Genomic DNA, 13,605 nt, shown 5'->3' on the forward strand with positions numbered 1-13,605 from the left:
GCCCCACCCCTTCGAAAGGACCCCTCCGGTGTCTGCTCCTACCACCCAGCGCCCCGAAACCTCCCTGGCCCGAGAGGTGGCGGCCCCGCCGGTGCCCTCGGTCGCCCGGCGCATCCTGACCACCATCGGTGTTCAGAACATCTCCCTGCTGATCGCCATCATCGCGCTCGTCGCCGTCATCGGCTCGCAGAACCCGCTCTTCTTCGGAATCGACAACGTGCGGGTGATCGGCACCGCCATCGCTGTCTCCGGGCTGCTGGCCGTGGTGCAGACGGTCGTGATCATCATGGGCGCGCTCGACATCTCGGTCGGTTCGATCGCCGGGCTCGCGTCGGTCACCTCGGCCATGATCTTCACCGTCGCCGGCCCTCTGCTCGGGGTCGTCGGCGCCCTCGGCATCGGAATCGCCTGCGGCCTGCTGAACGGCTGCATCATCGTCTTCGGCCGGGTCAACCCCGTCATCGCGACGCTGGCGACCCTCGCGGCGTTCAAGGGCATCGCACAGCTCGTCTCCGACGGGCGCGCCCAGGGCTACACGGGCGCCGACGGCTTCTTCGTCTTCCTCGCCCGCGGCACCCTGGTGGGCATCCCGGTGCTGATCTGGGTGCTGATCGTTCTCGCCGTGCTCATGCACGTCGTGCTGCGCTACACGAGCATCGGCCGGAACATCTACGCCGTCGGCGGCAACGACGTCGCCTCGCGCCTGGCCGGCATCAACATCAACCGCTACATCCTCGGCGTGTACATGATGACCGGTGCGGTCGCGGCGATCGCCGGCATCCTCATCACCGCACGAACCGGATCGGGCCAGCCGGTCTCGGGGTCGGAAGGCCTCGAGCTCGAGTCGATCACGGCAGCGGCCCTCGGCGGCGCCGCCCTGAAGGGCGGCAAGGGAACGATCATGGGCACGATCCTGGCCGTGATCCTGCTCGGCATCCTCACCAACGGCATGACCCTCCTCGACGTCAATGCGTTCTGGCAGAACGTCGCCAAGGGTGGCCTGCTCGTGGTGGCGGTCATCATCCAGCAGCTGCGCTCGGGCGAGCGCCGCATCGGCCTGCCTGCGTGATCGATCGGGTCGAGGGCGGCGGCGGCCTCGGCTGCCTCGTCGATGCGGAACGGGGTGCCCGCATCCTGAGCCTCCACTCGGGCGGAGCGGAGGGCAGGCAGACGGAGTGGCTCGCCCCCTCGACGGATCGGTGGCCGCCCCCGACCGACGAGCAGGGCCGGCCCGTCTTCGTGCGACCGGGAATGGGCGGGTGGGATGAAGCCTTCCCGACGGTCTCGGCGAGCACCCTCGCCGACGGCACGTCGCTGGCCGACCACGGCGAAGCCTGGAGCCGGTCGTGGCTGCCGGGCGAACCCGTTGCCGGCGATTCCCGCAACACGGTGACCACCTCGGTGCAGCTGACCTCGATGCCCGTGTCGGTGACGCGCACCATCGCGGCGACGGCCGACGGACTGCGGCTGAGCTACCGGGCCACCACCGGCTCCCCCGAGCCGCTGCCCTTTCTCTGGAGCGCACACCCCCAGTTCGCCGCGGAGCCCGGGACCACCCTGCAGCTGCTGGCGTCGAGTACCGCTTCGTCGGAGGTCGCACCGCAACCGGGGGGAGCCCCCGGCCTCGTCGAGGAATACCCGAACCGGGGTGCCCGCCACGACTTCTCGGTCGCCGGCAGCGACGTGCTCGGGCGGCTCAGGCCGGAGTCGTCGCTGAAGGTCTTCGTCGATCCGCAGCTCAAGGTGGCGGTGGCGCTTCTCCGAAAGCGCGACGGCTCCACGCTGCGGCTCTCCTGGTACAGCGAGGCCCGGCTCTACCTGGGGCTGTTCTGGGACAGGGCCGAGTTCGCCGGAGGCCACGTCATCGCGCTCGAACCCTCCACCGGCTTCGGCGATTCGGCGGGAGCCGCCGAGCGCTCCGGCCGCGTCGCGACCGTGAGCGCGTCGCGCCCGCTCGACTGGCACCTCGACGTCTCCGTGTTCTGAGCCCGCGGCCACCCCTCGTCGCGCCCGCGCGGCCGGGCGTGGCACCCTTGGGGGATGGATCTGGTCGTGACGCCCGCGCTGACGATTCCAGCGGCAGAGCTGGGGTGGCGGTTCTCGCGCTCGTCGGGGCCGGGCGGCCAGCACGTCAACACCTCCGACAGCAGGGTCGAGCTGACGTGGAACATCGCGGCATCGCCGACGCTGTCGGAACGGCAGCGTGACCTGCTGCTGACGCGACTCTCGCGGCGGCTGGTCGCCGGCGCGGTCACCGTGACAGCATCGGAGAGACGCTCGCAACTCCGCAACCGGGAGGCGGCGGCGGCACGGCTGTCGCACCTCGTCGCCGCGGCCCTGGCCCCCGAGGCCGCGCCCCGGCGGCCCACCAAGGCGACCCGCGGCTCGAAACTCCGCCGGCTCACGGCGAAGGCGCAGCGTTCAGAGACGAAGCAGCACCGTCAGCGGCCGGCGTCGGAGTGATCGAACCGCCCGGGTCCGTCGGGCTTCAGAGGGGTCAGTCCCAGTCGAGATAGTCCTCGACGGCCCAGGCAGCCTCGCCGACGTGTGACGACGGAAAGTCGTGGCCGGCACCCTCGAGGGTGACCACGCTGACGAGCCCGGGCGCCGCAGCCTGTAGCGCCAATCCGTTCTCCGGCGGCGTCACCTCGTCGACACTGCCCTGGATGACGAGCACCGGGATGCCCTCGGCCACCTCCGGCACCCCGTCACCCTGCTCGACACCGAACAGCAGAACGCCGCCGACCCGGTCGTGGTTCTGCAGTGCGACGGTGCGGGCGATCGTGCCGCCGTCGCCGTGCCCGCCGATCCACGCATCGGCCGCGCCGATCTCGTCGAGCACGGCGACGACATCCTGCGCCTGCTCCGCTTGGACCCGCACGATACGGAAGTCGGCTGACGCCACCGAGTGGGCGAGGCCTGCGAGGTAGCCGATGCCGGCGCCTGCCTCCGCGATCAGAACGAGCGTGGGCCCCTCGCCTTCGACGGAGAAGGCGACCTCGCGGCCCTCTCTCTCGACGCTTCGATTCTCGCTCACGCAGTGCACCCTTCGGTTCGATGTTCGACACGGCAGTCGACGGTCACTCGGTCGCTCGCTCGTCGATGCGAGGAGACGCCCGAGAGAACATTCTGTCGCACTCGGCGGCGAGAGGGATGCCGCACCAGCGATCAGGGAACCAGGATGACCTTGCCGTTCAGTGTGCGGGACTCGGCGAGTTCGAGGGCAGCGGCCGCCTCGGAGAGCGGAAAGCGGGCAGCGATGTTGGCTGTGATCGTGCCGCCCTGCAGCAGCTCGAACACGCGGCCGAGGTCTTCTTCGAGGCGACGCCGAAAGCGGGCGGGCCGCGCCGTGTGACCCGACCAGAGGTCGTAGAACGTGGCCCTCCTGCCGTTGGGCAGGGCGCTCCAGAGAAGCGCCCTGCCGATCGCCTTCAGGAACGGGAGCATCAGCGGGTCGGTCCCGCTCACCGCATTCACGATCGCGTAGGTCACCAGGGTGCCGCCGCGGCCGAGCAGCGAGAACGAGAGGGCGGTGTTGTCGCCGCCGATGTTGTCGAAGACCGCCGCGACCCCGGCCGGCGCGTGCCGCCGCACCAGGGCGGGCAGGGCGGGGTCGGCGTAGTCGACCGGGATGACTCCGGCGGCACGGAGGGCGTCATGGTGGCGGGGCGACGCGGCCCCGATCACCGTGACGCCGTGGTGAAGGGCGAGCTGGATGAGGATGCCGCCCACTCCCCCGTTCGCACCGAACACCACGATCGTCTGGCCGGGCTTCACCTTCGCGGCACGGTGCAGCATCTGCCACGCGGTCACCCCGTTCACGACGACCGTCTCGGCCTCCTCGGGAGCGACGCCGGCCGGCACCTTGATCGTGTCCCGGGCTTCGGCCGCGACGAGCGTCGCCCATCCGCCGGTCTTGGTCATCGTCGCGACGCGTTCGCCGATCATCCGCTCGTCGCCGCCCGGGCCGACCGCACGAACGCGGCCCACCAGGTCGTAGCCGGGGGTGAAGGGAAAGGCGGGCTGGCCGAAGTAGCGGCCCCGGCGCATCGCCTGCTCGGCGAACGAGATGCCGGTCGCTTCCATCTCGATGAGCAGCTGGCCGGGTCCCGGTGACGGCGTCGGGCCGGCTGTGACCTGCAGGCCGGAGGGTTCGACGAGCCCGGGCAGGATGACGCGGGTCGTCGTCGAGCAGATCGGTGCGTTCGTGGTGGGCATGATCATCCTTCCGCTGCGACGCTCTGTCGCTAAGTTAGTGGTCTTCACATTAGTGATGGGGTGTTACTCTGTCAACATGAGTTCGGAGACGACGGCCGGGGCACGACCCACGAGGCAGCAGGAGCGACGCGCGCAGACCGTGCGGGAGATCAAAGGGCTGGCAATGGAGCAGATCCGCCAGGGCGGGCCGGATGCTCTGTCGCTCACTGGCATCGTGCGCGAGATGTCGATGTCGCCCGCCGCCGTCTACCGCTACTTCGCGAACCGCGATGCGCTGCTGGCCGACCTCGTGGTGGATGCCTACGACGAACTCGCCGACGCTCTGGAGGGCCTCGACTCGGCCGAGGGGCCCGAGCAGCGCCTCGACGCCGTGCTCCGCGGCACCCGCGGGTGGGCACTGCAGCACCCGAACGCGTATCGGCTGATCTTCCAGACCAGCATCGGTTCCGGTGCGGACTTCGCGGCAGACCGCCTCATTCCGGCGGCGTCGCGCAGCATGGCGGTGCTCGTCGAGGCGCTGGCTGCGGTCGGCGAAGGCGCGGAAGCTCCGCGAACACACAAGCCCGGTGCCGTCGCCGACGCCGGTGCCATCGCGGCCTCCCTGCCCGACGGGATCGCCGGCGTCTTCACTCCGTGGGCCGAGCGTTCCGGACTCGCCGGCTACCCGACCGGGGTGCTGGTGCTGGCCCTGCTCACCTGGACGAGGCTGCACGGCATCATCAGTCTCGAACTCGGTGGCCACCTCGCCGCCACCGGTATCGGCGCCGACACCCTCTTCGAGCTCGAGGTGGGTGCCATCCGCGCCGAGGCCGTGGCGCTGCCCGCCCTGCTCGCAGCCGCTGTGGCCGCAGCCGCTGTGCCCGCAGCCGACTGACCCGCGGCAGCGCCCGCGCCGCGCCCGGCGCTCGGCGCCCGCGCCACCCACCCGTTCGGACTCCCGCGTCACCCCTCGGCCAGCAGCGCCTGCAGCAGCCGGAGGAGCGTCGCGCGGTCGGCCTCGTCCAGGGGTGCGAAGAGAGCCGGAAGCACCGTACCCGCGAGGCCCTGCCCCTCGGCGAGCACCCGGCGCCCCTCCTCGGTCAGAGCGTGTTCGATGCGGCGCCCGTGGCCGGAGGTCCGCGTGATCAGACCGCGGTCGCTCAGGCGGTTCGCCAGGGTGCCGAAGGCCTGGTCGCTCTGGAAGGTCACCGCGGCGAGGTCGTGTCCGGAGGCGCCGGGCATCCGATCGATCGCGCGCAGCGCGTCCCACTGCACCAGCGACACACCCACGTCGTGCAGCGCCGAGTCCATTGCGCGGTGGTTGCGGTACTGTGCCCGCTTGATCGCCTGGCCGAGCAGTTCCACATCCGTTGTCATGGTGTTAGTGTATCAACATTCGTATATCAACATGCTTATACAAGGAGCACGCCATGACTTCGCACCTTCCCCCCGAGCTCTCCCTGCCCGAATCGGGCCGGCCTGACGCCCGCGTCGCCCTCGTTCTGCACGGTGGTGGCGGTCCGCAGACCGTCGCACCGCTCGTCGGCCACCTCGCCGCATCCTTCCGCACACTCGCACCGACGCACCCGGGGTGGAACAGCACGCCGCGCCCCGTCGAGATCGACTCGGTCGCCGTGCTCGCCACCGCCTACCTCGAGCGGCTTCGCGGTGACGGCATCCGCGACGCGATCGTCGTCGGTTCGTCGATCGGCGGCTGGATCGCCCTCGAGATGGCCGTGCAGGCGGCTTCGAACGACGCGTACGCGGGTCTGGTCGGAGCCGTCATCGACATCGACGGGGTGGGTGCCGTCGTCGAGGGCGAACCGATCGCCGACTTCTTCGCTCTCGACGCACGCGCACTCGCCGACGTCGCCTGGCACGACCCCGCTCGCGGCTACCGCGACCCGGCCGGCCTCACCGACCAGCAGCGCTCAGAACAGCGCTCGAACGGCGAGACCATGCTGGTGATCGCCGGGCGAGAGATGAGCGACCCGACCCTCCTCGGTCGGCTCAGCACGGTCGCCGTGCCGACGCTCATCGTCTTCGGCGAGAGCGATCGCGTGGTCACCCCCGCCTACGGCCGAGCCGTGAGCCGGGCGATTCCGGGCGGCCGATTCGCCGAAGTGCCGGCCGCGGGCCACCTGCCCCACCTCGAGAACCCGGACGCGACCTGGGCTGTGATCGACCCGTTCCTGGCCCGCGCGCTGGCCGGGGAATGAGCAGTGCCACAGCCCCAGGCCCTAGGCGGAGGGGTCGCCCGCGATCTCCCGCAGGGTCGCCAGGTGCGCCCTCCACCCGGCCCGGCCGTGCCGTGTGAGCGTCAGCGAGGTGCGTGGCGTCTTGCCGACGAACGACTTGCCGACAGCGAGGTAGCCGGCCGCCTCGAGCGCGGCGACCTGCTTGCTGAGCGCCGAGTCGGTGATCTCGACCGCATCGCGCACCTCGCCGAAGCCGAGTGTGCCCGCCCGGTCGAGAGCCGCCACGATCGAGAAGCGCACCGGGTTCTGCAGCAACTCGTCGAGGCGGTGCCGCGGATGCTGCACCGCCGTCACGAGCGCGCCTCCCGAGCCGCAGATACCAGCGCCACGACCAGAACGAGGCCGGATGCGAGGCCCGCCAGCAGCAGAGAGCCGTGCGCCCAGATGACGACCGCGAGCGCGGCAGCGTAGGTGACGAACCAGCTCGCGATGTACCCCGTCCAGCGGCGACTGCGGGAGAAGGCGGAGCGGCCCCGAATGCTGACCATGAAGAAGATCAGCAGGGCGAACATCACGACCAGCGTGCCGAGGTAGGCGAGCCCGAAGCCGTCGCCCGTCGTGAGCGCCATCGCGAAGGTGCCCATCGAGGTTGCGACACCGAGCGCCAGAATGAACGCGATGTAGGGCCAGCGGGTGGCGTTGTGGGCCGAGCGGCTCAGGCGGTCGGCGTGGTCGAGCAGCTGCCGCGCCTCGCTGCTGGTCATGGTGGGTGTGGTTTCCATCGAGTGTCCCTTCGTTGGTTACCATCCTCGCAAGTAGTTGCCACTTTGGCAAGTGCTTTCAGTCAGCCGGAGCCGACCCGGTCACCGCCCATGCCGTGACGGCGACATCAGCGTTCTCGACGAGGTCGCCGCTGAAGGGCAGGGCGACACGTTCCGCGCCGGGGTACGGCGCCACATGGAGGTACGCGACGGTGTGTTCGGGGTCTCTCGGCTGGGCATCCCAGCCGAGCAGGGCGGTCGCAGACTGGCCCGGGCCGAGGGTGATCGAGGTGGGCCCGGAGTCGTCGGTGGCGAAGGATCCGCCGTGCACCAGATGCAGGCCCAGGAGGAAGTCGTTCGCGTCGGCGAAGGCGATGTCGGGATATCCGTCCAGCTCGCAGTTCACGCCCGAGCGATTCGTGGCCAGCAGGCCGAGTGCGCGATGCCCCGCGGCCCCGTCAGAGGCTGAGGCTTCCAGCGAGAGCTGGCTGACGCTGCACCACTGGGGGTCCACCGCCGGCGCGTCGTCGGCGACGGGAGGAACCGCCGGCCCCGTGGGCTGCACGACGGGAGCCGGCTCGGACGGATCGGTGGGAACGGTGTATCCGGTGAGAGCAGACGACGTGACCACCGCGACGATGCCCGCCGCACACACGAGCGCGGCGGGCAGCCGCGACGCTCCCGTCCGGGGCGCCGATCGACGCGGCGACCTCGTCGCGCGCACGGCCAGCGCCGACGGCAGCCACCCCCACAGCAGACCCCAGAGGGCCGCCGCCTGCACCGAGCCGGCAAGACCGTCGAACGCGTTCCAGAGCCGACCGGGCGGCCAGTCGTGGATCGTCTGGCCGAAGGCGAGCGCGAAGCCCACGGCGGCAGCCGCGAGGATCGTCGCGAACCAGAGGGTCGACAGGCCGACCGTCCCCGTCGACCCTGCCCTCGACTCCCTGCGCTGCCCCAGGCGCACCGCCACCGCGACGAGCCCGCCGACCACCAGCGCCGACAGAACGGGTGTGAGGATGTTCCCGGGAACATCGGAGACCCACGTCACCGGCTGAATCGCAGCGGGCAACACCAGGTCTGCGAAGGATGCCGGAACCGTGCTGTCGAAGGTCAGCGCAGTGTTCAGTCCGTTGACCAGCAGCCACAGCGCCGCGGCGACTCCACCGCCGACGGCCGCAGGAAGAGCGGCCCGAGCGGTCTGCCTGCTCATTCGTCGGGAACGTAGCTGAGAATGTCGCCGGGCTGGCAGCCGAGAGCCTCGCAGATGGCATCCAGAGTCGTGAACCGGATCGCCTTGGCGCGACCGTTCTTCAGCACCGACACATTCGCCACGGCGAGGTCGATCGCGGTGGCGAGTTCGGTGACCGACATCTTGCGCTTGGCCAGCTCGACGTCGAGATTGATGACGATCGGCATCAGATCACTTCCGCCAGGTCGCTCTGGTACTGCACGGCCGTGTGCAGCAGGCGCCGCATGACGACGACGAGCAGGGCGAGCGCCGCTGCCGCACCCGCGGCAGCGGCAGCGGCGATGGCGAGCACCGTCGACGCGCCGGCGGTCGCCTCGGGCTGCACCGGAGCGAGGGCGAAGTAGACGAAACCGGCGGCGGCGAAGACGGCGGCCGTGCCGAGCGCGGCGATCGCGGTGTTCGTCCATCGGTCGGCGCGGCCGCGCGCGTCGAAGATCGACCCCTGACGCACCTTGCCGAGCAACGCCCACACGCTCACGAGCACCACCTCGACGCAGAGGCCGCCGACGACGATCAGACCCGTCAGAACGACGGCCGAGACACCCCCCACCAGAGACGTCGCGAGAAGCCCCGAACACACCTGCGCGGCTCCGCAGGCTCCGAAGAGCAGAACCAGAAGCACCCGCAGAATCACATCACCACTGCTTGTCATGCCCCGACTCTATCGAAGATCGAGCGTTCCCTATCGATTCTCGATATTCTGCTGCCTCGCCCCAGAGTGACGTTCAGGTGACTCCGCCGGTGAGGAGAACGACGACGAGCAGCACGAGGAGGGCCGCGAGGACCACGAGGAGCACGAGCCGCCCGGCCAGGGGCTGCCCGGCCCGCGCCCGTCGGGGCAGAGCGCGGAGCACCCCGAGGGCGCAGAGCGCAAGCGCGACGATGAAAATGATCCCGATGACGACGCTCACGGTGCCCGCGACGTGCGGCGCACCGAGGTAGCCGAGAAAGAGGGCACCGAGGTAGAGAATGGCGGCGGTGAACATCCCGGCGAACGTGCGTGTGCCGACATCGCGCCAGAACTTCTCCTCCCGAAACCACTCCATCGGCCATCGCCACGGTCTCCAGGCATCCTGTCGCGGGTCGCTCATGCGCCCAGACTAGCCAGTCCAGGATGCCGTTAGCCGCCCCTCAGCGCGGGTGTGTCCGGCGTCGCGCCGATCCGTTCTCTGTCATCTCGCGGGTCTCACGTCAAGGCTTCCGCACCGTTTCGAGCCCACCGGTGTCGGCTCGATAAGGTGGTCTCGTCGGCGCAACGGCACGGCCGCGGAGAAGGGAAGACCACGGCGTGAACCTCAGGGCGGGGCTCGACCGTGATGCAGTGTTCCGCAGCCGGGTCGTGCAGATCCTCGCGATCGAGACGGCTGTCGAGCTCGCCTTCTTCGCCGCGTTCGTCGACTTCCGGCCCGACCTTCTCCGTGTCGTCATCGGCATTCTCTCCCTGGCGGCGATCGTCGTCGCCGTGCTCGCGCGACGATTCAGAACCGCCTCGCACCGCCCCGGCCGCTCACTCATCCTGTTGGCGATCGTGAGTATCGGCTGCGGGGCGTTCGTGGTGACGTCGCCGAGCATCGCCGTCGTCGCGGCGTTCTCCCTGCTCGGGCTGAGCCTCTCGGCGGTCGCCCTCGACGACGATCGGCCGGGCATCCTGATCGGCGCCATCAGCAGCGCGTTCGCCCTGGCCGTGATCACCGTGCGTGGAGACACTCCGATCGCCAGCGCGATCATCTACATCGGGTTGGCGGTCACGGGAACGTTCCTGATCATCCGGCTCCGCCGCTCGCTGACGGCCGCTCGCGACGAAGCCGAGCACCTGGCGCAGACAGACCCGCTGACCGGCCTGCTGAACCGGCGCGGGATGGAGCAGCAGGTCACGGCACTGAACGCCGTGGCATCGCGGGCCGGGCTGGTGCTCGGCTGCCTCGTGCTCGACCTCGACCACTTCAAGGCGGTCAACGACACGCACGGCCACCGGGCCGGCGACGACGTGATCGTGAGGGCGGCCGGGGTGCTGACCGCCACGACGCGCGACGGCGACATCGTCGCGCGAACCGGCGGCGAGGAGTTCGTCGTCTTCGCCGCACTCGCGAGCGCCGCCGACCTCGAGGTTCTCGCCGAACGCATCCGGGCGGAGATGGCCGCGCAGCCCGAGCCGGCGGTGACCGTCAGCATCGGTGCCGCGACGGGGCCGGCCCAGACCGCCGAAGAGCGCTCGGCCCTCTTCGACCGCACCGACGAGGCCCTCTACGCAGCGAAACACGCCGGCCGCAACACGGTGCGCACCCGATAGCGAGATCCGTTTTGCGAAGAAAGGGGTGACGGGTGCACCGCGGAGGGAACATTGGAGATACGCTCACCCCATCCGAACACGGTGAGGCTTCCGAAGCACTACCGCAACTTCGGTTGCCAGCATGCCCCCTAGTCCTGCGACGACAGGGGGCATGCTGTCTTAAGGCTACTGCCGGTCGCCCTCCGACCCCGGGGGTTCTTTTTGGTGTCGGCGTACGATCAGGGCCGATGCGCCCACGATGAACGCCGCGACGGCGGTGATGACCAGGGCGACCAGCGAGGTCGAAGCACTGTCGGGAACCTCCCCCGAGGCCGTCGCCGTCGCCGTCGCGGCGAGCGCAGCCGGCGCCGAGGCCGGGCCGACGATCAGGGCGGCGGCGACGAACACGGTGACCCCGACCCGCCTCGCCCACAGTGCGAAGCGGCGAATCGAACGGGTCAGGGGGAATGGCATGGTGGTCCTCGATTGCGGCGGGCTGGTTCGGTTCACCCCAGGGGTCCCCCGAACAGATGCAAGTGTGCGGTCACCCGGCCGCCCTGACCAGAGCCTCTAGCGGTCACGTCCGCAAGAGGGCACCGCCCGCCCTGCCCTCGCGACCGCCTCCCCGCCCCGCGGTCACGGGATGACGATGACCTTGCCCGACACACGGCCCGCGCTCGCCTCGGCGTGCAGTGCGGGCAGTTCGGCGAGCGGGATGCGCCGGGTCACCTCGACGGTCAGCTGGCCGTCGTCGACGAGCGAGACCAGTTCGGCGAGGCGCGCCCGGTTCGGCAGCACGAACACGGTCACGGCCCGCACATCGCGGCTGGCGTCGCCGGGCGTCGGCAGGAACGCCGTGGTGCTGACCACCGTGCCGCCGTTCCGCACCAGCGCCACGAGATTCTCGAACTGCTGCTCGTCGAGGGGCGCCAGGTTCAGCAGCACGTCGACCTGTTCGTCGACGGCGGTGAGCAGATCGGTTGCGGTGTGGTCGATGACCTCGTCGGCGCCCGCCGCTCGCACCGCGTCGATGCTGCGCGGGCTCGCGGTTGCCACGACGTACACGCCGGCCCGGGCGGCAAGCTGGATGGCGTACGTGCCCACCACTCCCCCGGCGCCGACGATGAGTACGCGCTGCCCGGCGCCGAGTCGACCCTCGTCGAACAGCGCCTGCCAGGCCGTCAGTGCCACAGAGGGCAGGGCCGCCCCGTCGGCGAGGGGGATGCTCGTGGGGGCGGCGACGAGCGACTCCGCCGGTGCGACGACGAACTCTGCCGCACCCCCATCGCGTTCCATCGGCAGAAAGCCGATCATCCGGTCGCCGAGCTCGATGCCCTCGACACCGTCGCCGATCGCCTCGACGGTGCCCGAGATGTCGTAGCCCGGAACGTGGGGCAGCACGACAGGGATCGGCAGCAGACCGGCGCGCATTCCGTTGTCGGCGGCATTGAACGCCGAGGCCGCCACCCGCAGCCGCACCTCGCCCGCCGCGGGCACCTTCTTCTCGATGTCTTCGATACGAAGCACCTCGGGTGCGCCGGTCTCGTGGAACAGTACTGCCTTCATGGCTGTCTCCCTTCGCTTTGTGCTTCGAGTTCGAAGCAACTGAGATGACTGTACCATTGCTACGAATTCGAAGCAACATACAATGGACACATGGATTCGACGCCCTCCGCCCTGACACCCACCCAGCTCGGGGCATACTTCGCCTTCACCGAGGTCAGCAGCCTGCTGCGGCACGCCGTTGAGCAACAGCTGCGCGACGCCGGCGAACTCAGCTACGTGCAGTTCCAGCTGCTCGCCCGACTGGGTGACGCTCCGGAGGGTCGGCGCCGCATGACCGACCTGGCCGACGGCGTGGTCTACAGCCGCAGTGGGCTCACCTACCAGGCGCAGTTGCTCGAGAAGCGCGGGCTCGTCACCCGCACCCCATCGCCCGACGATGAGCGCAGCACCGTCGTCGCCCTGACAGACGCCGGCCGCGCCGTGCTCGCGACCGTCTTCCCCGGCCACATCGAGGCTCTGCACACCCTGCTCTTCGCGGCCCTGAGCGACGCCGATGTCGACGAGCTCGCCCGCATCCTCGGCCGGGCAGCGGAACACCTCCGCACCACGCCGCCGCGTTCCGCCGCCCCCCGCCGCCGCAAGGTCTGAGCGAACCGGGGCCCGCCCGGGCCGTCGGCTTTCGCCGTCTCCGGGGCTAGCGGCTGCCGCCGTAGGCTGCCGGAACAAGGTCCACGCGGGGCGCGCCGCTCTCGACCAGCTCGAGGATCGCCGTGGCCACCTGCTCGGGCGTGTCGAAGGTCGCCCCCGCCGTCATCGCCTCGGCCTCCGCGCGGCCCGCCCGGATCGACCCGAGAAACTCCGTCTGCGTGGCGAACGGAATGATCGTCGACACCGTGACGCCTGTTCCGTCGAGCTCCGCGCGGGCGATCGCCGAGAGCCGTTCGAGGGCGATCTTCGATGCGACATACCCTCCGGTTCCCGGAACATCGGCGAACGTCGTCCCCGAGCTGACGTTCACGATGCTGCCCGCACCCTGTCGGCGCATGACGGGCAGCACCGCCTGCATCAGGGCCAGCGGAGCCACCAGGTTCAGTTCGAGCACACTCCGGAAGTCGTCGAGCTCGATCGTCTCGATCGTGGCCTGCAGGCCCTGGCCGGCGTTGTTGACCAGCACATCGATGCGGCCGAAGGCGGCGAGCGCAGCCTCGGCGAGTGCCGTGACCTGCTGCGGGTCCGTCACGTTGCAGCGCACCGCGACGGCCGCCCCGCCGAGCTCGTCGGCGAGTGCGCGGATGCGATCTTCGCGGCGTGCAGCGAGAACCACCCGCGCCCCCCGAGCGGCAGCGGCGCGGGCGGTCGCCGCCCCGATTCCCGACGATGCACCGGTGATCACGAACACGGAATCTCTGACGTTCACAGTTCTCT

At 70.3% G+C, this 13,605-nt stretch carries 19 protein-coding genes; 7 read left to right on the plus strand and 12 right to left on the minus strand.

Going from position 1 to position 13,605, the window contains the following annotated elements; translation table 11 throughout:
• The first annotated feature begins 28 nt into the window (after nt 1-28).
• The 3 genes from C5B96_RS15755 to arfB are packed head-to-tail and all read left to right on the plus strand — an operon-like array spanning nt 29 to nt 2,463.
• Nucleotides 29-1,069, plus strand: coding sequence for an ABC transporter permease (locus C5B96_RS15755; RefSeq protein ID WP_199176683.1), 1,041 nt, complete (start codon nt 29-31; stop codon nt 1,067-1,069).
• The gene (locus C5B96_RS15760; protein ID WP_104246312.1) at nt 1,066-1,986 is read left to right on the plus strand and encodes a hypothetical protein; all 921 of its coding nucleotides are present in this window, start codon (nt 1,066-1,068) and stop codon (nt 1,984-1,986) included. The genes C5B96_RS15755 and C5B96_RS15760 overlap by 4 nt, the downstream gene beginning before the upstream one ends.
• Before the next feature lie 54 nt (nt 1,987-2,040).
• Complete coding sequence (gene arfB, locus C5B96_RS15765) at nt 2,041-2,463, plus strand: alternative ribosome rescue aminoacyl-tRNA hydrolase ArfB (RefSeq protein ID WP_104246313.1); 423 nt, start codon at nt 2,041-2,043, stop codon at nt 2,461-2,463.
• A gap of 34 nt (nt 2,464-2,497) precedes the next feature.
• Here arfB and C5B96_RS15770 read toward each other — a convergent pair whose 3' ends face one another.
• The gene (locus C5B96_RS15770) at nt 2,498-3,037 is read right to left on the minus strand and encodes an alpha/beta fold hydrolase (RefSeq protein WP_104246314.1); all 540 of its coding nucleotides are present in this window, start codon (nt 3,035-3,037) and stop codon (nt 2,498-2,500) included.
• 131 nt (nt 3,038-3,168) lie between these two features.
• Nucleotides 3,169-4,218 (minus strand): zinc-binding dehydrogenase, encoded by a 1,050-nt coding sequence (locus C5B96_RS15775; protein WP_104246343.1) that lies wholly within the window; start codon nt 4,216-4,218, stop codon nt 3,169-3,171.
• A gap of 76 nt (nt 4,219-4,294) precedes the next feature.
• Here C5B96_RS15775 and C5B96_RS15780 point away from each other — a divergent pair, with 76 nt between their 5' ends.
• Nucleotides 4,295-5,092, plus strand: a complete 798-nt coding sequence (locus C5B96_RS15780) for a TetR/AcrR family transcriptional regulator (RefSeq protein ID WP_158507212.1) — start codon at nt 4,295-4,297, stop codon at nt 5,090-5,092.
• Between the two features lie 68 nt (nt 5,093-5,160).
• Here the strand turns inward: C5B96_RS15780 and C5B96_RS15785 are convergent, their stop codons facing one another.
• Nucleotides 5,161-5,574 (minus strand): MarR family winged helix-turn-helix transcriptional regulator, encoded by a 414-nt coding sequence (locus tag C5B96_RS15785; RefSeq protein ID WP_104246315.1) that lies wholly within the window; start codon nt 5,572-5,574, stop codon nt 5,161-5,163.
• A gap of 53 nt (nt 5,575-5,627) precedes the next feature.
• Here C5B96_RS15785 and C5B96_RS15790 point away from each other — a divergent pair, with 53 nt between their 5' ends.
• The gene (locus tag C5B96_RS15790; protein ID WP_104246316.1) at nt 5,628-6,416 is read left to right on the plus strand and encodes an alpha/beta fold hydrolase; all 789 of its coding nucleotides are present in this window, start codon (nt 5,628-5,630) and stop codon (nt 6,414-6,416) included.
• 21 nt (nt 6,417-6,437) lie between these two features.
• Here C5B96_RS15790 and C5B96_RS15795 read toward each other — a convergent pair whose 3' ends face one another.
• The 6 genes from C5B96_RS15795 to C5B96_RS15820 form a co-directional block, all read right to left on the minus strand.
• On the minus strand, nt 6,438-6,749 hold the full coding sequence (locus C5B96_RS15795) for a transcriptional regulator (protein ID WP_199176684.1): 312 nt from the start codon (nt 6,747-6,749) through the stop codon (nt 6,438-6,440).
• On the minus strand, nt 6,746-7,177 hold the full coding sequence (locus C5B96_RS15800; RefSeq protein ID WP_104246317.1) for a chemotaxis protein CheY: 432 nt from the start codon (nt 7,175-7,177) through the stop codon (nt 6,746-6,748). The genes C5B96_RS15795 and C5B96_RS15800 overlap by 4 nt, the downstream gene beginning before the upstream one ends.
• A 58-nt stretch (nt 7,178-7,235) precedes the next feature.
• Entirely contained in the window at nt 7,236-8,366 is a 1,131-nt protein-coding gene (locus tag C5B96_RS15805) for a DUF4232 domain-containing protein (protein ID WP_104246318.1), read from the minus strand.
• Nucleotides 8,363-8,572 carry a helix-turn-helix transcriptional regulator gene (locus C5B96_RS15810; protein WP_104246319.1) on the minus strand — a complete coding sequence of 70 codons (210 nt, stop codon included), beginning with the start codon at nt 8,570-8,572 and terminating at the stop codon, nt 8,363-8,365. The genes C5B96_RS15805 and C5B96_RS15810 overlap by 4 nt, the downstream gene beginning before the upstream one ends.
• A complete protein-coding gene (locus C5B96_RS15815) occupies nt 8,572-9,057 on the minus strand; it encodes a DUF2975 domain-containing protein (protein ID WP_104246320.1) in 486 nt (161 codons plus the stop codon). The genes C5B96_RS15810 and C5B96_RS15815 overlap by 1 nt, the downstream gene beginning before the upstream one ends.
• A gap of 73 nt (nt 9,058-9,130) precedes the next feature.
• The gene (locus C5B96_RS15820) at nt 9,131-9,496 is read right to left on the minus strand and encodes a hypothetical protein (protein ID WP_146078225.1); all 366 of its coding nucleotides are present in this window, start codon (nt 9,494-9,496) and stop codon (nt 9,131-9,133) included.
• A 197-nt stretch (nt 9,497-9,693) separates the two neighbouring features.
• Here C5B96_RS15820 and C5B96_RS15825 point away from each other — a divergent pair, with 197 nt between their 5' ends.
• Nucleotides 9,694-10,695 carry a diguanylate cyclase gene (locus C5B96_RS15825; protein WP_104246322.1) on the plus strand — a complete coding sequence of 334 codons (1,002 nt, stop codon included), beginning with the start codon at nt 9,694-9,696 and terminating at the stop codon, nt 10,693-10,695.
• 165 nt (nt 10,696-10,860) lie between these two features.
• Here the strand turns inward: C5B96_RS15825 and C5B96_RS15830 are convergent, their stop codons facing one another.
• The gene (locus C5B96_RS15830; RefSeq protein WP_104246323.1) at nt 10,861-11,148 is read right to left on the minus strand and encodes a hypothetical protein; all 288 of its coding nucleotides are present in this window, start codon (nt 11,146-11,148) and stop codon (nt 10,861-10,863) included.
• A gap of 162 nt (nt 11,149-11,310) precedes the next feature.
• On the minus strand, nt 11,311-12,240 hold the full coding sequence (locus C5B96_RS15835) for an NADP-dependent oxidoreductase (protein ID WP_104246324.1): 930 nt from the start codon (nt 12,238-12,240) through the stop codon (nt 11,311-11,313).
• A gap of 90 nt (nt 12,241-12,330) precedes the next feature.
• Between C5B96_RS15835 and C5B96_RS15840 the strand changes: the two genes are divergently transcribed.
• Nucleotides 12,331-12,828 (plus strand): MarR family winged helix-turn-helix transcriptional regulator, encoded by a 498-nt coding sequence (locus tag C5B96_RS15840; RefSeq protein WP_104246325.1) that lies wholly within the window; start codon nt 12,331-12,333, stop codon nt 12,826-12,828.
• Nucleotides 12,829-12,874: 46 nt separating this feature from the next.
• Here the strand turns inward: C5B96_RS15840 and C5B96_RS15845 are convergent, their stop codons facing one another.
• Complete coding sequence (locus C5B96_RS15845; protein ID WP_104246326.1) at nt 12,875-13,597, minus strand: SDR family oxidoreductase; 723 nt, start codon at nt 13,595-13,597, stop codon at nt 12,875-12,877.
• Nucleotides 13,598-13,605: the final 8 nt, after the last annotated feature.

It is taken from the genome of Subtercola sp. Z020, assembly GCF_002931235.1.
Classification (GTDB): Bacteria; Actinomycetota; Actinomycetes; order Actinomycetales; family Microbacteriaceae; genus Subtercola.